The following is a 23,457-nucleotide window of genomic DNA, read 5'->3' on the forward strand; positions in this document are numbered from 1 at the left end:
TTTGACAGCTCTGAAGGATCCTTCAACCGATCGCTTTGGCTTTAACTGATCGGCATTAGAGCTCTAGGCTCCGTTTTTTTAATTCAACTTGTTCTCTGGTCATCTGTTTTCAGTTCATGACTAAGCAGATTAGAACTGAGAGTACTTCTCGTAACGTGAATCACGAAGTGACTCTTTGACGCGCTTTAGGTTCTCTCTGAAACCAGAACCACGACGTAGCGTAAAGCCTGTCGCTAGCACATCGATAACCGTCATCTGAACAACGCGACTTGCCATTGGCATGTAAACGTCAGTGTCTTCTGGAACATCCAGAGAAATAGACAACGAGCTCGCTTTATCCAGTGGAGAATCTTTTGCTGTGATAGCAATAACTGTCGCACCGTTTTCACGCGCTAAGTTTGCAATCTCAACTTGGCTTTTAGTGCGGCCAGTATGAGAGATAAGAACAATAACGTCGTTATCACTGCAGTTAATGCAGCTCATTCGTTGCATCACGATGTCTTCGAAACATGTGATTGGGATATTAAAACGAATAAACTTGTTTTGAGCATCTTTGGCGACAGCAGAAGAGGCACCCAATCCGAAGAACGAAATGCGTTTTGCTTGAGTCAGCAAGTCAACAGCACGGTTTACTTGCATCGCGTCTAGACTGTTTTTAGCAACGTCTAGACAAGCCATAGTTGATTCGAAAATCTTATGCGTATAAGCATCTGGACCATCATCTTCTTCAACATTACGGTTCACGTAAGGTGTACCGTTTGCCAAGCTTTGAGCTAGGTGAAGTTTGAAGTCAGGGAAGCCCTTTGTGTCTAATCGACGACAGAAGCGGTTAACTGTAGGCTCACTCACGTCAGCCATTTTAGCTAAGGTAGCAATGCTAGAATGAATTGCAGTTTGAGGGGAAGCCATAATTACTTCGGCTACCTTGCGCTCAGACTTGCTGAAATTTTCCAGGTTTTTTTGTATTTTTTCTAATGTATTCATAGTGTTCACAAGGGTATAGAGAACAACTTGCTAGTTAATATCTTTTACCAGGGGGTATGGCTGAAGCAAATATCAGTAAACACAAAGCCGATGTATATTCGGTTTCGTAAATACTGCTGCGTCAAATAGATATCAAGCTAACTAGCACCATAGAGTCAGTATAAACCCAACATACTATTTACTAATACAAAAACAGGGCATGAATGCTTAAGAATATGACAAACCTCAACAAAATTTTAGAAAACTACAGAATTGGAAGAGAGTTTGAGCAAAAAGAATGCAAAATGGGTATGAACTGACAGCTTAGTTACATCAAAAAGAAAGAAATTTTCAATTTGATGCAACTAAAATTGAATGACTATGCGTTGATTTGCGTAACCAGTTTGTTGATTTTGCCCATCAAGTTTGGTGCTAGTTTAGAGATCTCACGCTGTTCTTCAAGCACTGACGAAAGAATGTCATTGCCTGTTAGTGGGTTTGCTAATACCACGCGGAAAACGATGATTGGCTGATGTACCCATGCTTCAGGGTTTAAGCGTGTACGTGACACGAAAGACTTACCTGTTTCACGCTGCTTCTTCTGAATAAACTTAGTCAGCTCATTGAGCAACTCATTCAGTTCGACACGATGTTCAGGCTCAGCTTTAAGCAGTGCCGCTTTGACTGACTCAGGGACATAGCGATAAGTCAGTAGGCAAAGCTCAGGTTCTGAAACCAGCTCGAAGTCGCTCTGATCTTTAATTAGGTCGGCAAAGTAGCGCGCTTTGTTGATGCTTTGGTCGATCAGCAGTTCATAACCTGGGCGGCTAATGATGTGCATTGCGGCGTAAACCAGCATTGCCATACCTGAACGAGAACCTTCTAACGTATGGCTGCCTAAATCTTTTGAGCCTTTACGAAGAATGTATTGAGCATGATGTTCAATCGCAGTCATCGCATCTGGCTTCTTAAACAGAACCATACCCGCACCCATAGGGATATAAAGCTGTTTATGCGCATCAATCGTGACTGAATCCGCCAGTTCAATACCATCAAGTAGGTGACGATGATTGTTAGACATCAGAGTCGCACCGCCCCAAGCTGCATCAACGTGGAAATGACAATCGGATTCGGCACACACCTCAGCAATGTCTCTTAGCGGGTCGATATTACCGGTTTCGGTTGTACCAGCCACACCAATGACGGCGAAAGGTTTGATCTTGTTCTGCTTGAGCTGCTCGATCTTGAGTCTTAAATCATCAGTACAAATACGGTTGTCGTTATCTGTTTTAACAGACACTAGACCTTCTTGACCAATACCAAGGACATCCGCGGCTTTTTTCAGAGAGTAGTGGCCACGTTCAGAGACTAAGATGGCAAGGCCTTCGTAGTCGTAGTGCTTCATGGCTTTAAACAGGCCTTCTTTTTCTACACCTTTGAACGAACCTTGCGCTTTTAGTGCGTTGTTACGTGCAACCCAGAGCGCTGTAATGTTCGCGATGGTACCGCCAGAACAAAACGCACCTAAAGAGTGGTTTGCGCTGTGCATCCAACGAGAATAAAACTGGTCACTATCTTGATAAATCAGGCGATGTAACATGCCCAGAACTTGACGTTCTAGGGGAGTGAACGCTTTTGAGGTCTCGATTTTTACTAGATTCTGATTCAACGCAATCATGATTTTTGAAAGCGGCATCAGGAAGTACGGCAACGCAGAGGTCATATGGCCAATAAAACTTGGCGAAGACGTGTGAACCGAATGAGACACAAGAGAATCGAGGAGATGCTCAGTATGTTCAGAAACAAACTCAGGCTGCTCTGGGATATGAGCATTTGAAAAATCTTTCTCAATTTCACGTAGCGGCTTTTCTTCAGCCACAATATGTTCACGTAAGAATTGATTCAGGTTTCGTGAAAGTTTGTCTTCAATTTGAGTGAGTGTTGAATCTGGGCCTTCAGGTACCGTGAAGATACGTAGAAGACTGTCGAAGCTAACATCTGCTGTTTTTTGTTCCGTAACCATAGCAAGCGAGTTATTTTTCTAATATTGACGCGAGCGGGACAATCTAAACGAAAACGGGAACAATGTCCCGTCTTAATTATGAAATCCAACTTCTCAAAAAAGCATATTAAATGCGGGGTTATTTACACTTAATCGCTTCAAGTTTACTGATCGACTGGTTGTAACGCTGCAGCGCTGAGTCGATTTGCTTAGGGTGACTAAGCAATTCTGCAAAGGCAGAACGTAGTTCGTAGTTTTGAGCGTGAGGCGTTGATTGGCGGTCATCGAATGTTGTTTTCGCGATTTTACCAAGCTCATCATCACGTGTTGATAGCGTTTTAATGTCGTGTTGCTCAAGTTGCAACCAACCTTCTACAGGTTGCTCTGTTGCCACTTTGCTTGAGTCGTTTACTAAGTAGTAGTGAACCGCAGCACGGTTAAGCTCAAAGTGGTGCTTACGACCTTCTAGGAACCACTCACTCACTTCTGTTAGCTCTGGATATTGCTCAGAGGTTAATGCAGCAAGGTCGGCATACCAATTCAAAGAAGCGTCGATGTACGCATCATATTTTTTTGCTTGGCACTGGTTTGTCTCAGACATTGAATCTGCTGCAAAAGAGAAAGTAGAAGTTGAAGCTAGCAGTAATGCGACGCAAAGGCGTTTCATAGTGGTTCCTTTTGTAAGTTTATTCTTTTTATAACTTTGTCGTTACAGGTTACCGTGATCGTTATTTGTTGAGCAATGACACTTAGTGTCTTTTTATTTCGGTAACTGTATCGGTGTCTTGGGCATTGGTATTCGAGTTGCATTCTAATCTAAAACAAACGCTATTCCTGCGATCTAGTTAGCAAGAGATACAAAGAACAACATCAATATCGGAACAAGCAAGCTGAGGATAAAGCCACTGACGATAGCGATAGGCACACATCTAACGCCGCCTGTTGTTTGAATGACCGGTAAGGTGAAGTCCATCGCAGTCGCACCAGCATAACCAATGGAAGTGCATGGGTAGCTGCGAATTAGCACTGGAATCAGTACCAAGGCAACTAACTCTCTTAACAGCTCAAGCATGAAAGAAGCGCCACCATAGACAGGACCAAAGGCGTCACCCATTAAGATACCAGCCAGAGAGTACCAACCAAATCCAGAAGACATTGCCAAGGCTTTGAACAGAGGGATATCTAGGATGTAAGCCGCGATTACACCACCTAACATTGAGGTGATGATAATGGTGATTGCGATAACCATACCGTGCTTGTTGAGTAAGATCTGACGAAGTGTGAGTCCGCTATTACGCAGCTGAATGCCGATAAAGAATAGAAGAGCAAACAGAATCCATTCGCTTGCGGTATCAACCCAATCAAGGCCAATAGGCAGCACTAAGCCAGCGATTAGCCCTGAACCTACCACTAAGATGAGTTTTGCAGATTCCATCGCCATAGAAGAGAGGGGAAGCTTCTTCTTGCTACTGTCGGTTTTGAGTGGCAATAACTTATCAATAGCGGGCAGTGCCATTAGGTTACATACGCTTAAGCAGACAAAGAAAGTGACGGTATATAGAAGGATTGTCTGCAGGTTACTGCCTAGGTTATCGAGGGCGGCTAAGCTTAGTCCCATTAACGCCAGAATCACGTAGATCAACCGCGATGTTGAGCGGTTGATAAATTCTAATGTCTGAGCGTTCGAAATTGCAAAAAGATACCCCACGACGAGTGGCGCAAATATAAAGATCATCCCTGTAAACATGCTTTCCCCATTGCATTTACTTCATATTACACTTACTTGTAATTTAACAGTGACTTAGAAGCCGCTAGTATTGATCACGTCGCTTAGCTTTGCATTAAAATCATGCTTGCTCAAGTTGCTTAATTTATAAAGCACCTCTGCACCTGTCACGTTAAGTTCAACTTCGTGATCATCGATGTTCTCATCCTTGTTTCTGAACATCAGCAGGTGGTTAGCGATTCGAGCGATATCTAAGTAAGAGACTTCACGCTGTTCGTGGTTATTGATGGTATTGCTGCACACATCAATAAAGTCGCTGTCGAAGCCCCAACGGTTAAGCACCAATTTACTGGTAGCAGAACATTGGCCTTGGAAGATTTGTAGAGCGATGTCGTGATCTAGGTAATTGCCATTTTCGAGGTAGAGGTGGTATTCGCTAACCAAACAGAACAAACCAATATCAGCCAGTAATCCAACAAGCAGCGATTTTTCATGCTCAAGGTAACGGTATTCAGTAGGGGAGAGCTCTTTGAAGCTGTTGGTAACAAGCACCATAGTAGCGCCCAGCTCTTTTGATACAGAAGCGCTCTGAACCAATACCTTATTACATTCTTTACTGAGGTTGACTGAGTGTTTGAGTTGCTCAATAGCCTGAGCCGTCACGATGTCACGTACTCTTAATATGCCAAGGCGCGACACCGCCGTCATAATATCAACACAAGTAATATTACGTCGGTTAAAGACGACAGAGTTAGCCACACGAATGACAATAGCAGCGAGGCCTGGGTCTTCGAGTAAGCACTCGGCAACGTCAGCAATCCCAGTTGATTCAAGGGTACAAAGCGATTGAATCTTCAGTACAACGTTAGGGATAGGAGGAAGTGTTATTTTTCCCGCTGAGATAGAATGTCCAACAAGTTGGGCAAACTCTGATTCTAGACCCTTTAAGAGAAGAGTCTTATTTTGAGGTAGCCAGAAAAACGATAAATGATTCATATAAAAAGTAAAAACAGGTCTGTCCTGCCATTTTACAAGCCACGATGCTGCGAGGCAATACTCACCCGTCTACATAACCTTTAATAATTTGAACCAGTGTATCACTAGGTGTCCAAATTCAAGCATGGTTTGATAGTTTACTGTGAAGTCAATCATGAAAAACCGGAATACTCAATTGATTGATGTGAACTAAGTCCAGACTTATTTTTCTTTTCGAAGTATGATTTATTTAAAGGTGAAAAACGAAACCATAATATTCACCTATAGAATAACAAAATAGATTTAAAATTTTCGCATAACAAGCTGCTTGTCTGGTGATCAACCTAATCGGGGTAATTTGATTAAGGATCAACGGATATGACCGAGACAGCATTTATTAATTACGTGAATCAATTTGGTGAGCATCAAAAACGTTCTATGTTCGGAGGTATTGGCCTCTTTCAAAATGACGCTATGTTCGCTTTATTGAGTGAAGGTTGTTTATTCATTAGAGGTGGAAAATCATTAGATAAAAAACTGACCGATCTTGATTGTGAAAAGTATCGTCATGTAAAGAAGCAGACAACAGCAACCGTAAACTATTACGACATTACGGATCTGTTTACCTGTGAACATCCTGAATTGGATAGTATTATTCGTACTTCAATCGATAATTCAATTCAGCAGCGTAGCTTCAAGAAGTCATCAGCTAGCCGTAGATTAAGAGATCTACCAAACATGCAGCTTACGTTAGAGCGCATGGTTAAAAAGGCGGGTGTGGATGATGTTTCAATGTTTATGCAGTTGGGCGCACCTGAAGTGTTTAATAAGGTTCGCGAAGCGTACGGAAACGATGTTGACCTAAAACTACTTTGGAAATTTGCGGGTGCAATTGATGGTATTCACTGGAAACTATTACAAGAGCCACGCAAGCAGCAATTACTAAAGAGCTGCCACTAAAGAAGTTTACCTTATATGCTTAAGATTACTGTTAATAAATAAAAACCGAGGAATGTCCTCGGTTTTTTTGTTTCTGTCTTAGCCGGATTTCTTAAAAGACTAAGTATCAAAAGGCTAAGTGCTCATAGAGAGCTTATTTGCTAGGGCTTGAGCTTTAAGTATTAGTACTTGAAGCGAGCAGTGAACATAAGTTGGTCACCGTAGAAGTCGTTAATACGAGCTTCAGCACCTAAAGAGAAAAGCTCTGTAGAGTGGAAACGCGCGTAAACAGAACCTGTCCAATCATCGTTGTCTTCGATAGAAACGTAACCACCTTTACCACCAACTTCTAGTTGTGGACCAAGCCATTGGCGAACACCAATGTTGATTTCCATACCGATATCAGTAGAGCTTGAGTTCTCAGGTTGAACGATACGAGCTAGCATTTCACCTGTTAGGTCTGCCCAGTTGTTTAATGGAGCGTGGAAACCAAGACCTACAGCTGAGTCGTAATCGCTTTCAAATTCTGAATCGATACGTGCTATAGCGTGAGCGTTCGGGTGAATGGACTTACTGAACGCACCACCAAATGTTACTGGGCTAGCACCGATACGTGCTTCAAAGTAATCATAGTTAAAGTTGCTCATTACCTGTGGTTGTTCATCAACAGCTAGTGCTTGACCAGAAGCCAATAGCATAGCGGTAGTAAGTAGAATTTTGCGCATAACGACCGTAAACCTATATTAGTGTTAATTCCTTTGGTTTGAGACAAATCGGCAAACCATAAACATTGAGACAGTTTAATCTAACTCACGGAAAAGTAATCCTTTAAAATGTAAAACCTTACTCATTTAGTTAAAAAACAAGCAAATTAAGGATCAGTATGTAACGGAGATCTCATGTTTAGGGCGAATGAGAAAAATAGACGAGCGAATTATCCAAAATTTGTATACATTCGGAAGGTTTTTATATCGGATGATGCTATTCTCAGTATCCATTAACCAATCAGTGCTATTCACCAAAACTGGTGCGTTTATCCGCCATTGAAGTCAGTATGCGCTCGGTATCTAAGATGGAAGTCCAGTTTAGCAATTGCTTGTCGTTGGCAATGACATAGTCAGTCAATTGTTGAGTAATCGTGTCTCTCAGTTGGTCGCCTTGCCAAGGTTTTGAAATATAGAAATCAAGTGCTGCGTTGTTAATGGCTGTGACGGTATCTTCTAGCCCAGCTTGCCCGGTGAGCAACAGCTTACGCGTTGGTTTAGTAGCGTCGTGTTGGTTGAGTTCGATCAGAAAATCAATGCCGGTTTCTTCTGGCATGATGTGGTCGCATAAGATTAACGCGAGCTTAATACCATCTTGTCCCATTTCTTTGATTACTTGCTTGGCTTCATCGACCGACTCTGCACCTTCAACCAGAAAGTTCTCTTCAAATATCGCCAAGTCCTGAAGGACACTATTGAGAACTTCAGGTTCATCATCGACACATAAAATTAGGTACTTATTCATGAGGTGCTCCTTCTTGTTTGAATGGAAGCCACACTTGCATGTTTGTATGGCTGCCTACCTCTGACTCCACCAAAATAAACCCTTGATGAGCCGAAACGATTTGTTGAGAAATGGATAACCCAATCCCTAAACCAAAGTTGCCTTCTTTTTTAGTCGTGAAATTTGGGTTGAAAATGGTGTTGATGTCTTCTTTGGCAATGCCGTGGCCAGTATCGGAGATTTGCACCACAAGAAACGCGTCGTCGCCTTTTGTCTGTTGAGAAGTGGTGATGGTCACTTTTCCTCGTTCAGATAGGGCATCGAGCGCATTGGAGATAAGGTTGGTCCACACTTGTTGCAGCGAGAGCGACTGGCACAATAAAGGCGGTAAGTCGGTATCGTAATGCTTTTCGAGTTGGTGGTGTTTAAGCCTGTTTTCGAAGATCACTAAGGTATCTTCAAGCCCTTCGTGGATATCTGTGTAGTGGCGAACTTCTTCATCTTCTCTAGCATAGCTTTTTAAGCTTTTGACCATATCGGCAATACGCTTGCTGCACACTTGAATTGAGCGGATAGAGTTTCCAACATAATGGTAATGCTCTAAGTCATTGAGCAGCTCTTTGCCTGCGACAGGGGACGCCTTTAATGTGTTTAGAACCGTAGAGTCTTGGCTTAGGTTTAGTCTCACGGCTTTTTTTGCTAAAGCACGGTCATTAATCGTCGACGTAAGATGCTTTACGAGCTGTCTTTCTTGGGCTGTTGATAGTGGCTTAGCTAACTTTGAATGTGCCAGTACGTCAGTCCCTTTATTGGACTCTGGAACGGATAGGTTTGCCAATATTTGGTCGAGATGGTCTGACAGAGTTTCGATGCTTCTTAATATGGCAGCAATCGGGTTATTCAGCTCATGTGCGACTCCCGCGACTAGCTGCCCGAGCATCGCCATTTTTTCTTTCTCGATCAGTTGTTGATGTGCAGACTCTAATGATTCTAGTGTCTGCTGCAGTTTGATCTTATTGGTGATGCTGCGTTGCAAACGTCGATTAAAATGACGGAGCAATAGATTGGTAAATAAAGGCAGCAGGGTATTGTTTGAATGCATCACCTGAGCAAAGCTATCTTTATCCAGTTTGATAACGCGAGTCTGCGTTAGGGTGATCGCCGTAGAAAACGAAGGCTCGCCTGTTACAAATGACATCCCGCCAACAATGTTCCCTTTGGAGTGACGTACCACTTCCCGCTGTTGCCCAAGTTCATCTTTCTTATAAAGAGCTGCTTCACCCTCAATGATCAGCCATAAAAAGCGATTGTCTTCGCCTTCCACAGTGAGTAGATGCTCGGGGGAATAGTCACGAATGGCCTTAGTTTTGTCATCTTTTGAAAACACATCTTGTAAGGCACTGACGACACGTTCTGCAAGGGCATTATCAGAAAGCTGGTGGTAGTCGTGAATGAAACCCGATTGGAAAGAGTGAATCTTTTGCTCAATGTGCGCTCTGAGTAAGCGTTGTTGATCCAATGCATCGCTGTAAGAGAGCAGGTTTTCTGAGTCGTATTGGATAACAAAAGAGGTCAGCTCTTTTTGCGCTGATTTGAACAGAACCTGATCTTGAACCGGTTTGGTTAAACAGTGGTTGAGCCTACCTTCATTCACAGCGGTTAAAATGGATTGAATGTCTGACGAAGCGCTGACTAATATCGTTTTTGCGGTATTACTATGGGGCAGCTGTTGAAGTTCAATCAGGAATTGCACGCCATTAAATTCAGAATGATGATGAGTGATCACCAAGGCAACGGTTTGGTTGTGATCATGAATATCTTCTAATGCGTGATGTGCGTCTTCTATGTTCTCGGCAGTATAAATATCGAATACAGAAGCCAACGGAGCCAGCTCCGAACGTATTCTTTCAATGCTAACCGGATTATTGTCCAAACAGATAACAGCGTATTGATTCACAGCTCAACCTTAATAGTAGCGACGTCTTTAGCCTAGCAAGAACCGCCGAATAAGGATGAGAGCTAGCCGTTAATTTATTGAGGCAATCGAAGTATCGAGCAATAGACTGATTTAACTCAATGTTTCTTGTTTGCTACTGATGGGGTAGACTAAAAAAAACAGTCACGTGTAGAAAGAGAACTCATGGAACAGTTAAGAAAAATTGGTGCAATTGGCGGAGCAATCTCATTGGCACTATGTTGGCCTTTAGCGGTTGGCCAAATTGGACAAAATGCTATTACTGACGGTGTTGCAAAGCTTAACAATTCAAGCATTCAAGCTGAGATCGTGGAATACGATAGAGGTTACTTGTCTTCCAACGTAACCACTCGTTTAACTGTGACGGATGAAAACCTGAAAGAGCAACTTGCGATTGATGGGTTGCCGAGTGAGTTTGTCATAAATAGTGCGGTTAGCCATGGTTTGGTGAGTCTAAATGCACTGTCGACGTTTGAGAATACCGATATTCTGCCTTTAACTCTGACCACTAGTACTGAGCTAAACGGCAACACTGACTTTAACTTTGAGTTAAGCCAGTTCAATCACCAAGGTTCTGATGAGAATGGGACTTCGGTCTCGATCACTAAATCGAATCTTTCTGGCCATGCGACTGTTTTAGGCCAAGTTGATTACGAGCTTTCAATCCCTTCAGTTCAAATTGATTTTGAAACCGGTGAAGAGGTAACGCTGTCTAATCTGAAAGGTGTGGGTTCAGGCCAACAAGCGAAAGGCTACTGGTTAGGTACTCAGAATTTTACTATCGATAGCTTCTTGGTTTCAGATTCTGCAATGCAGCCTTTCATGACCATTGAAAATTCTAAGTACGATTTTGAATCACATCTAGATGAAGCAACTAAGCGTCTGCGCAGCAACCTCAAGCTGGATATCGCAAACATCGAGACCAGTGAAGGCCAGTTGAACAACCTAAACGTCGATTTTGAAATGTCGAAGTTGGATAGCGAGTCGTTTGAGAAAATCTTTGAGATTTACCAATCTAATCCTGTGATGACGCAAGAAGACGTTGCAGAGATCATTCCATTTATCGATATCCTGTTTGCTAAAGGTTTCGACCTTTCAATGAACAACATGTCGTTAGAGTTAGGTAAGGGACAGTTCGAATCTAAGTGGTTGGTGAGCGTGCCGGAAGGGACCGAAAACATCAGCAGCAACCCTTCGATGATCATGCCTGCATTAACGGGCAACGTTCACTCTAGCTTCTCAAATGAACTTGTTGAAGAGTATCCATTCATCCGTGAAGGTATCGATGAATTGCTTGTGATGGAAATGATCAAGGAAACAGACAGTGGTTATGAAATCAGCGCTGACTTAGAAAATGGAAACCTAGTGTTCGAAAATGGACAAGAAATTCCATTAATCGCTCTACTTATGCCGGTTTTGGTTCAATAAACAGAGCAGGCGTGAATACTGATAGGGTGATTTAGCAGGTTAAGCTTAAACATTTTATACGGTACAAAACAAAAGAGGTCTTAAGACCTCTTTTGTTGTTTTTATGTTGGGTAAAACATGGTATTACTTGCATAGTTATTATTTAGCAGGAGCAATCATCCCCATGGAACTTACATTAGATAACGTATTCAACTTCAGTGCTGGCCCAGCTGCACTGCCTAAACCGGTAATGAAACAAGCGCAAGCGGACTTTATTGATTGGAATGGTTTAGGGACTTCCGTGATGGAAATCAGCCATCGCAGCAAGGAATTTATTCAAGTTGCTGACGAGTCCGAACAGGACCTACGTGATCTTCTGAACATCCCAGACAACTACAAAGTTCTTTTCTGTCAGGGGGGCGCTCGTGCTCAATTCGCTGCTGTTCCTCTAAACCTTTTAGGTGATGCGACGAAAGCGACTTACATTGATGCGGGTTACTGGGCAGAAAGTGCAGTGACTGAAGCGAGCAAATATTGCGAAATCGATGTATTCAACGCGAAGACGTCAATTGATGGTAAAGCAGCGGTTGTTCCAGCTAAAGATTGGAAAATTGACCCGGAAGCTGCGTATGTACATTTCTGTCCGAATGAAACCATCGATGGTATTGAAATCAGCGAGCTTCCTCAAACGGATAAGCCAATCGTAGCGGATATGTCATCTAACATTCTGTCTCGTAAGATTGATGTGTCTCAGTACGGTGTTATCTACGCGGGCGCGCAAAAGAATATCGGCCCTGCGGGTATCTGCATTGCAATCGTACGTGATGATCTACTCGAACTCGCAAACGACGTGTTGCCGAGTATTCTGAACTACAAAGTACTTGCTGAAAAAGACTCAATGTTCAACACACCACCAACCTACGCTTGGTACCTATCAGGCCTTGTGTTCAAGTGGCTGAAAGCTCAAGGTGGCGTTGAAGCGATGGAGTTGGTGAACAAAGAGAAAGCAGCGCTGCTTTACGATGCAATCGATAGCTCAGCTTTCTACAAAAACGATGTTCACACTGCAAACCGTTCTAGAATGAACGTGCCGTTCCAACTGGCGAAACCTGAGTTAGATGGCAAGTTCCTAGAATTGGCTGATGCTGCAGGTCTGAAATCACTGAAAGGCCATAGAGCAGTAGGTGGAATGAGAGCTTCACTTTACAACGCAATGTCTCTGGAAGGCGTTCAAGCGCTGGTTAGCTTCATGAAAGATTTCGAAGAGAAATACGCTTAATCGATGATAGGGCTTTGACTGATAAATTGCTTATTTGATTTTTATTGTGTCGAATGCACCGAACGAGATAGATGCCGCTTTTGCGGCATTTTTTTTGTCGTTAATAATAAAGGGTATGGTATGTTGATTTATTGTAAGAACAGTCATCCAGAGATATGACGGATGTATCAGAATGAGCAGACCTTTCTCTTAAAGCGAGAGTATCAACTGTTATTTAGGCACTTTTTACTATATAACGTGTCGCCCAAAGCTAGGTCTCTAATCATGAGCAGTGAGCGATAAGCCGCATCGCCCGGTTTATTGATGGGCGATTAAAATCCAACGTCTAATTTTTACCACAAGGAACCAAGTGTGAGGTTATTGAGTCTATTTGCGATGCTATTTCCGGCCGTTGCTTGTTCGTCCACACTTGAAATATGGGCTGGTATTAATTATGAAACGGCCGATTATGTAAAAGAACATATCGAAGCGATGACTGATCATCGTGTAGAAATTCGTTCGTTTGACGTCAACAGTATTCGTTCTGAACTGCTTGTTGCTGATCCTAGAGACAATACCTTTCCCGACGCCATCTGGGTTCCTTCTGACTTCTTAGGTCTAACTGAATATATCGATTTAGCGACGCTTCCTGATGCTTGGGTCGATACCCAACGCTATGAGAAAAAAGCGCTCGATGCAGTGGTCATCAACGGTGAGCTTAAGGCGTTACCGGTTGGTATTGGAAACCAAGTCGTTCTGTATTCGAGCAAGCCTCAAGCGCAAGTCGTGACATGGGAGAGCCTAATTGAACGCTCTGCTCAGTCCGATCAAGTGAGCGTGCTTTTTCCCAATCCAAACATGTACTTCTATCTAGCTTTCTATCAGCTTTTTTCTGAAGACTTATTATCGTCGAAGAATGTTAATGGTGAAGGGTTAGTTGCTATCTTTGATTTCATCGACATGTTGCAGCAGAAAAAAGTCATCGAATCATCGTGCAGCGATATTTGCGCGAGGCAGAGGTTCATCAATGGGGAAGTCGAGTTTTTGATTGACGGTGATTGGGCGTTCAGCGAACTCGATGCCGCCTTTGGTCGAGATTTGTACATCAATTCGTTGCCGACCTATCGTGGTGAAAGTATGTCTTCATTTAGTGGCGCAAAGGTTTTTGCTGTCACGGAAAAAGGCATGCAAAACCCAGATAAGAAATTGGCTTTGAAAGAAGTCGTTCAATACCTGCAATCAAACAGTTTCACCTCTTTAGCTCACTCGAGTGCCATGGTTTCGCCGTTTTATGAGGTTAATCAACGCCGTGTTGAGGAAGGTAACCAGACACTTTCAAATATGTACGATGAGTTTCAAGCATCGCAAATGATGTCGAGTGACTACAAGATGGCGATCGTTTGGGAGGCATCGGCTCGGGCGTATCAGCGTTACAAGTCAGGGATGCCAAAGAGTGAACTGCATAAATTTTACAATGATTTTGTTCAATATTACTCGGCGAATATGAGGGTAAGAGATTGAAGCTATCATTAAAATACACCATGGGCTTGGTGTTGCTGGCTTGCTCAATGCTTCCTGTTTACCTAGCGGGACAGTTGATTCTCAATAAACAAAACCAAAGTTCTTTAGAGCAAAAAGAAACCAAGCTGGACAACTCTACGACCGGTATTCGTCAAACCGTACAAGAGCAAATTAAGCTGACGGCGAGCCTAACTCAATGGTATTCGCATGACCGATCATTGATTAAAGCGGGTGGTAATATCTTTTTCTCGAGTGTTGTTTGGGACAAGATGGATAGCTTCAATGCGCTAGCGGAGAGTGTGTCCGCGACTTATATTCTGGACCAAAACTGGAAGCCCATTTATGACAGCAAAGGCAGCTTGTACCATTTTGAGCAGAGCCAGTTATTAGAAAGCTTGAAGCGTCCTCAATCGGTTTATGGGCAAGGGAAATTGTTCCACACCGAGTTTACCGAAACTGAAGTGGCGGATAATGCCGCTGCAGGTATCGCTTTTGTCGCGCCGATTTTACCTTATCGTTTGATAGAAGGTTCTACATACACGCCGCAGGGTTATCTTGTGGTTCTTATGGGGTATGACAGACTTAAGACTAAAGTGACGCCTTTCCTTTATCAAAATGAGTCGGTTGAGTTTAACTATATTGATTCAACGGATGCTCAATCTTCTGAACAAAGTGCGAACATTATCTCTATCGACAGCACATTCTTTACCGACAAATTGGTACTGAACGTCAAACATCATATTTCCGACAGTGAGCGTTTATTAGAGATGCAACAAGCTCAGGTGGTCTTTGTCAGAATATTGGTGGCGACGCTTGCCATCTCGATTGTGTTTGCTCTGTTCCTAAGCCGCTGGTTCTCAGGGCAGTTAAACTTGTTGGCTGAATCTGTTACGTCGTATTCGCATAACCAGTCACCGACTCATAGTGTGGATGAACATCGTTTTACAGAGTTCGTCACGCTGAGTCGTTTATTGGAAACCTTGTGGGGTCGCATACAATACCAAGTCCGTGAGCTTACCGAAAGTAACGATAAACTCGAAAGATTTAATGTTCAGCTAGAGGACTTAGTCGAAGAGAAAACCAGCAAGTTAACTAATTCGCTCGCGCGTGAAGAATCCCAGAAGCATCGTATTTTGAAGATCGTTCAGTTTGCATCATCAAGACACGCGGCTGAATATCGGTTGATTCCTCAAATGGTCGATCAAGAGTTAAAGACATTACTTGTTCAACATTCGATTCAGTTTCATTTTAACCGGACTGGCGAGGCTGACCTGATACTCTGTGACTCACAGGGGACGGCGATCGGGTATTTTTGTTCAAGTTCATTTGATGTCCTCAGTGAAGAAGATCTTCTGATTTTTGACATGTACCAAAAACAGTTAGCTGGTTGGCTAGAGCTCGAAAATATTACACGGATTAACATGCCGACTGGCTGTTTGAATCGTAAAGCTTTTAATGAAGATCTCGAATTCAGTAAACGCAGCATTAACGACAATCAAAATCAGATTTCTTTGATCATTATTGATATCAATGGCTTGAAAACGACCAATGATGTTCATGGGCATGAGATCGGGGATGAGCTGATACAGCGCTGCGTAGACGTAATCAGCCACGAATTGACACCTGCCAGTAATCTATACCGTTTGGGTGGAGATGAATTTGCGGTGCTTACCTTAACGTCTGGTGAGTCGAGTTCGCTCAATGTCGCAAAGATGACTGAGCAGTTGTACATTGCTCAGGAGCAACAGGCAATCGAGACTAAAGCGGGTATCTCTATTCCTGTCAGATTCTCGATTGGTGCAGCCTCTAGTGATTCAACAGACGTTGAGCAATTGTTCTCAGTCGCTGATGAGAATATGTATCAGCAAAAGCGTCTTTATTACCAAACGTTGTCTGTGGTTGGGAAGTAATAATGCCAATCGCGCTGACAAATAGCGATCACGATTTTCGACGCCCATTAGAGCGGAACTGCTGGGGTGTGACGTTATAATATGTTTAAACGCTTATGGGAAATGCGCTTAGTCGGGCCAACCGTTGCTTAAACACAGACGATAAAAATGAAAAAGCCGACCAATGGAAGTTGATGGGCTTTGTGTTTGTATTTAGCTTACGTAACTCAGCTAGAGCCAGAAACTCTTCAGAGGCATCTCAGAGTCAAAGTGATGAGCAATTTGCGCTTGGAGTAGCTCAGCGGTCGCAATAGCGTCAGTTAATGCATGATGCGGCGTGTAGTCGGGCAGATGGTATCGACGACGACTCTGACCCAGTCTCACTGAAGCTGGCTTCTTACCTTTCAGCTTGTTCCACAAGCCGCCAGCCAGTTTATTTTGGATCTGAGATTCAATCTCCAGCGTGTCGAGGACTGGGAACTCAATGCCTTCACCGAGTCGCACTTTCAATGCATTGTCCAAAAAGTCACGTTCGATACGACGATAGTGAACCACAGGGATATGTCCCGCCATTGATTCTAAGATCTCGCCCAACACTTCGCTAAGGTCTGGCGCATCAATGATGTCATTGTGAGTGATGCCATGAATCACGACAGACTCTTCTTCAAGTTTCTGTTTTGGTCTTAGAGTCCAGTGTTTGGCTTGTCGCAAGTAGATGCGATTGAGCGTAAATGGCACTAAACCAATGGTAATGATGCCGTCTTTGTTTGGGTTTAACCCCGTTGTCTCAAAGTCGACAGCCAAAAACATCACTTCTGAAAGTGGCGTATCAGGCGCAGGAAGAGGCTGGCTATAAAAGTGCTTTAAGCGCTCGTCTCTCGCTCGTTCAAGCTTCTGAGCAAACTTAAATGGCCAATCGACCGCAGGTGATCTGAATAGTTTGTTCATAGGCCCTACTTAAACTTGTTGCTGGCTTGATAACGGAACTTAAGGAAGTTTTGCGCATTACTTAATATTTGGAATGCATCCTTTAGGTTACGTCGTTCGAAGTCAGACAGGTTCTCTGGCTCGATGTTGTTATCAGGCTCGATGTTGTTGTCGACATCGTGTGCTTGGTGGCGAATACGAACCAGAGAGATAAACTCCATCGCATCTTTCAAATCTTGAGCTCGGCCTTTTGGCAGAATACCGGCGTCAATAATGTCATCTAAGCGTTCGAACGAGTTCTTAGAGCGAGACGCTACCGCGAGCGAGTGAACACGAATCAAATCGGCGAGTGGCGCAGTACCACGACGCTTAAGGTTGATAGAGTTGTTGTGACGGCCATCTTTCTCCATCACGAAATCTTTGAAGAAGCCGAGCGGAGGTGTACGGTTGAGTGCGTTACGTGCAAGGCACGCCAAGAAGCGATTGTTCTTACGTGCGCGTCGAACAATAAAGCTGTTCAATTGCTCGGCCCATTTCAGACGACCATAAACGCCATCTAAGTCGAAGAAGATTGAAGCATTTAACAGTGCTTTCGGGTTTGGATCATCAATCCAATCGGCAAAGCACTCTTCCCATTGTCGACGAGTCATACGCCACGTTGGGTTAGTCGCCATGATATCGCCAGTACAATACACATAGCCACACTGATCTAAGCCATCACAAATAAAGGTCGACAGCTCCTCAAAGTATTTACCGTGCTTTTTCTCGTCGTAGGTATCATCAAGAATGATTGCGTTATCTTGGTCGGTAACCAGCAGCTGCTCATCACGCCCCATAGAGCCCAGTGCGAGGAAACAGTAAGGAATAGGCGACTTGCCCAATTTCTCTTCGCCCAGTTCGATAATTCGCTGCTTAAAGCTACGACCAATTACCGACATTGCAGTACCCACCATGTGGGCGTTGGCATCTTCGTTAACTAAGCGCACAAAGCTGTCTTTTACTTGCTCGGAAAGCACCTTCAGATCTTCGATACTTTGTTGCTGGAAGATACTACTTACCAATAACAGCGAGTTTTGAGACTCATAACGAACAATATCGGTCGCTTCGATAATACCAATCGGCTTCTTATCTTTAAGCACTGGTAAATGATGCACGTTATAGCGAAGCATGGTCATCATAGCTTCGTATACGTAAGCATTGTGATCGAGAGAGATAACCTCAGGTGTCATTACGCTAGAGACTTCATCCGATGGGTCAAGCCCTTCAGCTAAAACGCGAGTACATAAATCTCGGTCGGTGATGATGCCAATCACGGGTGTTGAGTCATCTTCATCATCTTCAACGATTTCTGGGTCGATGATCAACAAAGAGGAAACATTATCCTGTGCCATCATGGTCGCAGCTTGCTGAATCGTGCGCGTTTTTTCGATCATTGGTGCTTCGCTGGTCAGCAGCGTTTTAACCTTGGATGTCGTTAAGTCGTTAGCGTCGTTGCTGTCTGAGTTGGCTTGGCGCAGTCGCGCGTTATCTTCTACTTCTACGAAATCGGCAAAGGAGTCGTAGTTGTCGTAGAGCTCTTGGAAGATAGGCTCAGGAATACAGTAAAGCAGGGTATCTTCGGTGGCTTTAACTGGGAAACGCACCTTGTTGTTGGTCAGTAGGCCCATTTGACCGAACAAGTGGCCTTCATCCAGGCGGTTATAGAGTTCGCCTTTACGGCGGTAGACTTCGACTTCGCCACTTCGAACGATGTATAAGTCATGAATTTGATCACCAAAGTGAATGATAGGGGTATCTTGGCGGTAATAAGAAATTTCCACGCTACTGGTCACTTTCGCCAACATCTCCTCAGGGAGTTCTGTGAAAGGGGGGTATTGTGCCAGAAAGTTTTGAATCTCTAATAACTCAGCATCCATAATGATCATCCATTGGTTTGTATGATTTCATGGTACAACATTTGATAATATTTTGCCGTCACAAATCAATCTGTGAGCTAAAACCTTTTTAAAGTCTTATGGATAGACTAACCTTTCAATTAATGGAGTGACAGTTTAAGGATGATAGGAATGTCGAAGTGGAAGCTTAGTTTTGTATCTGCGGTTTTTATGTTTTCTCCAAGTTTGTGGGCGGACACTAACGCGGTGGATATTTTGGATTACGACCATATTTATGCCACCGCGCATTCGGGCAGTTTAAATGAAGATGCAGGCAGTAATAACAATGCCTCGTCGTATGGATTAGGCGTCAGTTACGCGATGACGGATGATTGGTTGTTGCTTGGAGACTACAGCGCACGCTTTATTCACCCTGATGACACCACAACTCGAATTGATACGCTGATGCCAGGTGTTGGTTACCGTTACAGCATTAAGAAAGATTTAGATATAGTGGCTTACTACCTGCTTGGTATCACAAAAGGTAAGGTTGAAGATAATGACACCAACCGAACTGAATCTTCAGACACTGAGTTCATCCAAGGGGTAAAAGCTGAGCTTAACTATGGCTTTGCGAAACGTTGGATAGCTAACGGGAGTGTGCAAGTGAATCGAAGTGACCTGTTTGATGAAGAGGTCTATCACTTAGGTTTACGTTATCTAGTGACCAATAAGTTTGCGATTGGTGGGTCATATCAACATCGAGATGGTGAAGGTAAAATTCGTAGCGAGCGTACTCACGAGCTAGGAGTGGAATTTTTCCTAGAGTATTAGCCAGTAACGAAAAGGCTAAGTGCACTAATAGCTCTTATATACAAAGAGACAGACACAAAAAAGCCAGCTTAATTGCTGGCTTTTACACATCTATTGGTCTGCAAATACAGGTTTCGCTTTTCGATTAAAGAACCGCAGCGATACCTTTACATAGAGGACCCATGTTTGACTTAGTCATACCAGCAACACTGATACGGCCAGAACCAACAATGTAGATTGCGAATTCGTCTTTTAGGCGAGTTACTTGCTCTTTGCTTAGACCTGAGAACGAGAACATGCCGTTTTGACGTTCGATGAATGTGAAGTCTGCATCAACACCTTCTGATTTCAGTGTCGTTACGAATAGTTCACGCATCTCTTGGATACGGTCACGCATTTCTGCCACTTCTGCTTCCCATTCAGCACGTAGATCAGCATCACCAAGGATGTGAGTAACGACAGCACTGCCGTGGGCTGGTGGGTTAGAGTAGATAGAGCGGATAATGCTCTTAACTTGAGAGAATGCTGTCGTTGCTACGTCTGCTGATTCAGCAACCAGAGTGAATGCACCAACACGCTCGTTGTACAAGCCGAAGTTCTTAGAGAACGAGCTAGCAACAAGGATCTCTTTGTTGTATTGAGCAAAAATACGTAGGCCAGCAGCATCTTCTTCAACGCCTTTTGCAAAACCTTGGTAAGCAAAATCGAATAGAGGCAGCAGTTTCTTCTCAGCAACCAATTTAGCCAGTACTTCCCACTCTTCAGTTGTTGGGTCGATACCTGTTGGGTTGTGACAGCAGCCGTGAAGAAGAACGATATCGCCTTCAGAAGCTTTCTCTAGGTCAGCAACCATACCAGCGAAGTCTTTGTCTTTAGTTTCAGCGTTGTAGTAGCTGTATTGAGCAGTTTCGATCCCCGCAGCTGCGAAAACGCCGTTGTGGTTAGCCCAAGTTGGGTTACTGATCCAGATTTTCACTTCGCCCAGTTGGCGCTTGATGAATTCACCCGCTACGCGAAGTGCACCTGTACCACCTGGAGCTTGTGCTGTTTTAGCGCGTTGAGATGCAACGATCTCTGCGTCTGAACCGAAAAGAAGTTTCTGAACCGCTAGACCGTATTCAGCTGTACCTTCAATCGTTAGGTAAGATTTGGTTTTTTCGTTTTCAAGAAGTGCAGCTTCTGCTTTCTTTACTGTTTTAAGTACTGGTGTTTGACCATCTTCATTTTTGTAGATGCCAACGCCAAGGTTGATTTTCTCTGCACGAGAGTCTTTTTTAAACTCTTCAGTAAGGCCGAGGATAGGATCGGCGGGAGCAGCTAACACTTTTTCAAACATAATCTTCATCCATGTCAATTGAGAGGGGATAGTATCTATGGGTAGTTATACCTGTATGGAATTTTTAAGACAATACGAAGTGAACAGAAAGACCAAAAAAAATCCATTTCAATCAGATTTATTGACTAAAGAGGATATTTGATAACAAAACACCCTACGGATTAACCTATAGGGTGCAAGAAGTTAGTGGATTTTGAATAGATTACTCAGGTTGAGCAATAAAGCTTTCGCGCTCGAGTTCACTCGCTACATTTTTGCCATCTTTGTAGGTCGCAGCAATTGAAACAAACGCTTGTTCGACGACCAGAAAAGCTTGGACAACTTGCGGATCAAAATGCGTCCCATCGCCCTTTAAGATGATCTGTTTAGCTTGTTCATGAGTAAAGGGTGGCTTGTAGACTCGCTTCGAGATGAGCGCATCATAAACATCAGCTAATGCCATTAAACGGCCAGATAACGGGATATCTTCACCAGACAACTGATTAGGATAACCACTGCCATTCCATTTCTCGTGGTGAGTCAGAGATATCTCCTTTGCGACTCTTAAGAAAGAGCTACTTCCCAACTGCTTTTCTGCAATAGATAACGCTTCAGCCCCAATCGCGGGGTGACCTTTCATTATCTCAAACTCTTCGTCCGTCAATTTGCCCGGCTTCAATAACACACTATCAGGAACACCTACTTTGCCCACGTCGTGCAAAGGCGCAGATTTGTAGAGCAACTCGATGTAGTTTGGAGTTAACAAGCTTGAGTGGGTTTCTGATTTGCTGAGCTCTTGTGCGAGTACCTTGACGTACTCTTGAGTTCTTAGGATATGTGCGCCCGTTTCATTGTCTCGAGATTCAGCCAATGCCGATAAGCTCACAATGGCCACGTCACGTGTGGTTTTCACTTCGTTTTGCGCGGTTTCAAGGCTATCAAGCATGGTATTGGTCATAGATGCCATTGATCCAAGCTCGTTGTAGCCGAAAATAGGTAAGCGAACGCCTTGCTCGCCATTGGTGACTTTGTTTAATGCGTGCTCTTGGCTTAGGAGAATACGCTTAATTAGCTTACTCCAAAGCGTCATGATGGTTATCGCGTAGCCACCCAGTACCACAGCCAAATAAATAAACTCTTTGATCACGCTGATCTTGCCGGTGCCATCCAATAAGCGGTCAGGGTTGTGTTCTAGCCAGAAGATGTCTTTAACGGCAATCATCGTCAACATAGTCGTCAGTGTTACCAGAAGCACGATAACCAAGCCTATCATCTGCTTGACCAGTGAACTTCTTTCACCAACCAGTTGGAAGTCGAATTGTCCAGTCGTCTCCATTTTATCCATTTGGCTGAGCTTGGCATTCAATTGAAGAATGGTTCCGGTAAAGAAGCCGAATAGACTCATGCCAAACAGCACCTTCAAATTACTATCTATGGTGAATTCATAGCTTAAGTTGTAGTAGAGCGCGAAAGGCACACTTGCAGCAAAAAATAGCAGGGTATCGAGTTGCGCGAATCGGCCTTGCTTGACCAAGGTATGTTGCGCCAATGGGTAACGACGTGCGAGCCATAATAAGATAAACACAATACTGACTTGTGTGAAAATCTCTAACGTCGTTAAGCTATCGAGCATAGGGCACACCCGACTGCCATAGGTGCCAAACAGCACGCCAGCAATGACGTATAACTTAGTCGTTAGCGATTGATTGTAATTTGAAGTATCCATCGGTAAGCCTTTGTTCTCATTCTTATTAGATTTACGCATTCATTGATTCACGACTTTAGAATTGCGAATGATTAGCATAAGTGACGTGAATAAGACCGGAAATTCTATCGATAGCTTTCGTGGATTGATACAAGAAACTGGTTTGTGTTAGAGATTTGTTAGCTAGGTGGGGGTTATTGCAGCATTTTTATGAAGATACTTGAATAGCCTCGGTCTAGGTTCGAGGCTATTCAGTCTGTGTACTGGTTAGAATCGCGAGTGATTGAGTTTGCTATCTACTTTACCCCGTTACTTTTTGAGATTGATTTCAGCTTCGATTGAGCCGGTTTCAATCTCAGGGTGAGACGCTAGTTTGTCTGCAGCCCATTGGTTGATGTGTTTCAGAATAGCAGACACCGCGTGTTTTTCCGTTGGTGCTTGGTCTTGTTCGACATCGATCTTTTGCTTTGGATGTGAGCCTGTCGCATCTTCAGCAATATGGAGCCAATCTGGGTGCCAGTAATATGGCTGACCGCTCGGTGTTGTCCAACTGTGAACACCGTTTGACTCTCCTTTATAACTTAATTGGTCTGCTTCTATTTTTTTCATTGTTATCTCGCATGTTTTTGGGTTACATCAAATTATTGAGGTAGAAAGCCAACTTAGCTCCTACCTTGGGT

At 43.5% G+C, this 23,457-nt stretch carries 19 protein-coding genes; 6 read left to right on the plus strand and 13 right to left on the minus strand.

What is annotated here, in order from left to right; all coding sequences use genetic code 11:
* Positions 1–129: 129 nt before the first annotated feature.
* The 5 genes from AB4507_RS03290 to AB4507_RS03310 form a co-directional block, all read right to left on the minus strand.
* On the minus strand, positions 130–984 hold the full coding sequence (locus AB4507_RS03290; protein WP_004734686.1) for a MurR/RpiR family transcriptional regulator: 855 nt from the start codon (positions 982–984) through the stop codon (positions 130–132).
* 358 nt (positions 985–1,342) lie between these two features.
* Positions 1,343–2,986, minus strand: coding sequence for a pyridoxal-dependent aspartate 1-decarboxylase PanP (gene panP / locus AB4507_RS03295; protein WP_017060397.1), 1,644 nt, complete (start codon positions 2,984–2,986; stop codon positions 1,343–1,345).
* A gap of 118 nt (positions 2,987–3,104) precedes the next feature.
* Complete coding sequence (locus tag AB4507_RS03300; protein WP_017066066.1) at positions 3,105–3,632, minus strand: hypothetical protein; 528 nt, start codon at positions 3,630–3,632, stop codon at positions 3,105–3,107.
* A gap of 174 nt (positions 3,633–3,806) precedes the next feature.
* The gene (locus tag AB4507_RS03305) at positions 3,807–4,712 is read right to left on the minus strand and encodes a lysine exporter LysO family protein (RefSeq protein ID WP_372182225.1); all 906 of its coding nucleotides are present in this window, start codon (positions 4,710–4,712) and stop codon (positions 3,807–3,809) included.
* Positions 4,713–4,766: 54 nt separating this feature from the next.
* Positions 4,767–5,687, minus strand: coding sequence for an HDOD domain-containing protein (locus AB4507_RS03310; RefSeq protein WP_017066065.1), 921 nt, complete (start codon positions 5,685–5,687; stop codon positions 4,767–4,769).
* 357 nt (positions 5,688–6,044) lie between these two features.
* Here AB4507_RS03310 and AB4507_RS03315 point away from each other — a divergent pair, with 357 nt between their 5' ends.
* Positions 6,045–6,626 carry a TfoX/Sxy family DNA transformation protein gene (locus tag AB4507_RS03315; RefSeq protein WP_017060401.1) on the plus strand — a complete coding sequence of 194 codons (582 nt, stop codon included), beginning with the start codon at positions 6,045–6,047 and terminating at the stop codon, positions 6,624–6,626.
* Positions 6,627–6,787: 161 nt separating this feature from the next.
* On the opposite strand, the gene AB4507_RS03320 is transcribed toward AB4507_RS03315, so the two are convergent.
* The 3 genes from AB4507_RS03320 to AB4507_RS03330 all read right to left on the minus strand — a co-directional run bounded on the left by AB4507_RS03320 (position 6,788) and on the right by AB4507_RS03330 (position 10,050).
* Positions 6,788–7,330, minus strand: coding sequence for a hypothetical protein (locus tag AB4507_RS03320; RefSeq protein WP_372182226.1), 543 nt, complete (start codon positions 7,328–7,330; stop codon positions 6,788–6,790).
* 286 nt (positions 7,331–7,616) lie between these two features.
* Positions 7,617–8,114 (minus strand): response regulator, encoded by a 498-nt coding sequence (locus tag AB4507_RS03325; protein WP_017065410.1) that lies wholly within the window; start codon positions 8,112–8,114, stop codon positions 7,617–7,619.
* The gene (locus AB4507_RS03330; RefSeq protein ID WP_372182227.1) at positions 8,107–10,050 is read right to left on the minus strand and encodes an ATP-binding protein; all 1,944 of its coding nucleotides are present in this window, start codon (positions 10,048–10,050) and stop codon (positions 8,107–8,109) included. The genes AB4507_RS03325 and AB4507_RS03330 overlap by 8 nt, the downstream gene beginning before the upstream one ends.
* 183 nt (positions 10,051–10,233) lie before the next feature.
* On the opposite strand from AB4507_RS03330, the gene AB4507_RS03335 reads away from it, so the two are divergent.
* The 4 genes from AB4507_RS03335 to AB4507_RS03350 all read left to right on the plus strand — a co-directional run bounded on the left by AB4507_RS03335 (position 10,234) and on the right by AB4507_RS03350 (position 16,164).
* Positions 10,234–11,496 carry a DUF945 family protein gene (locus tag AB4507_RS03335; protein ID WP_017068763.1) on the plus strand — a complete coding sequence of 421 codons (1,263 nt, stop codon included), beginning with the start codon at positions 10,234–10,236 and terminating at the stop codon, positions 11,494–11,496.
* 163 nt (positions 11,497–11,659) lie between these two features.
* On the plus strand, positions 11,660–12,754 hold the full coding sequence (gene serC, locus AB4507_RS03340) for a 3-phosphoserine/phosphohydroxythreonine transaminase (protein ID WP_017065411.1): 1,095 nt from the start codon (positions 11,660–11,662) through the stop codon (positions 12,752–12,754).
* Between the two features lie 351 nt (positions 12,755–13,105).
* Positions 13,106–14,254: an extracellular solute-binding protein gene (locus tag AB4507_RS03345; RefSeq protein ID WP_372055821.1), complete on the plus strand. Its 1,149-nt coding sequence runs from the start codon at positions 13,106–13,108 to the stop codon at positions 14,252–14,254.
* 20 nt (positions 14,255–14,274) lie between these two features.
* Positions 14,275–16,164 carry a GGDEF domain-containing protein gene (locus tag AB4507_RS03350; protein ID WP_229647311.1) on the plus strand — a complete coding sequence of 630 codons (1,890 nt, stop codon included), beginning with the start codon at positions 14,275–14,277 and terminating at the stop codon, positions 16,162–16,164.
* Between the two features lie 210 nt (positions 16,165–16,374).
* On the opposite strand, the gene AB4507_RS03355 is transcribed toward AB4507_RS03350, so the two are convergent.
* Together AB4507_RS03355 and AB4507_RS03360 are read right to left on the minus strand one after the other, a co-directional pair.
* Positions 16,375–17,091, minus strand: coding sequence for a 3'-5' exonuclease (locus AB4507_RS03355; protein ID WP_017060409.1), 717 nt, complete (start codon positions 17,089–17,091; stop codon positions 16,375–16,377).
* Positions 17,092–17,096: 5 nt separating this feature from the next.
* Complete coding sequence (locus tag AB4507_RS03360) at positions 17,097–18,986, minus strand: DUF294 nucleotidyltransferase-like domain-containing protein (protein WP_017060410.1); 1,890 nt, start codon at positions 18,984–18,986, stop codon at positions 17,097–17,099.
* Between the two features lie 150 nt (positions 18,987–19,136).
* On the opposite strand from AB4507_RS03360, the gene AB4507_RS03365 reads away from it, so the two are divergent.
* Complete coding sequence (locus AB4507_RS03365) at positions 19,137–19,778, plus strand: outer membrane beta-barrel protein (protein ID WP_017068768.1); 642 nt, start codon at positions 19,137–19,139, stop codon at positions 19,776–19,778.
* A gap of 124 nt (positions 19,779–19,902) precedes the next feature.
* On the opposite strand, the gene AB4507_RS03370 is transcribed toward AB4507_RS03365, so the two are convergent.
* The 3 genes from AB4507_RS03370 to AB4507_RS03380 form a co-directional block, all read right to left on the minus strand.
* Positions 19,903–21,093, minus strand: a complete 1,191-nt coding sequence (locus tag AB4507_RS03370) for an amino acid aminotransferase (RefSeq protein WP_017065416.1) — start codon at positions 21,091–21,093, stop codon at positions 19,903–19,905.
* 202 nt (positions 21,094–21,295) lie between these two features.
* On the minus strand, positions 21,296–22,837 hold the full coding sequence (locus AB4507_RS03375; protein WP_372182228.1) for an HD-GYP domain-containing protein: 1,542 nt from the start codon (positions 22,835–22,837) through the stop codon (positions 21,296–21,298).
* Between the two features lie 249 nt (positions 22,838–23,086).
* Positions 23,087–23,386 carry a hypothetical protein gene (locus tag AB4507_RS03380; protein ID WP_017060414.1) on the minus strand — a complete coding sequence of 100 codons (300 nt, stop codon included), beginning with the start codon at positions 23,384–23,386 and terminating at the stop codon, positions 23,087–23,089.
* Positions 23,387–23,457: the final 71 nt, after the last annotated feature.

Origin of the sequence: Vibrio sp. 10N.222.54.A3 (genome assembly GCF_041474095.1) — a bacterium.
Classification (GTDB): Bacteria; Pseudomonadota; Gammaproteobacteria; order Enterobacterales; family Vibrionaceae; genus Vibrio; species Vibrio crassostreae_C.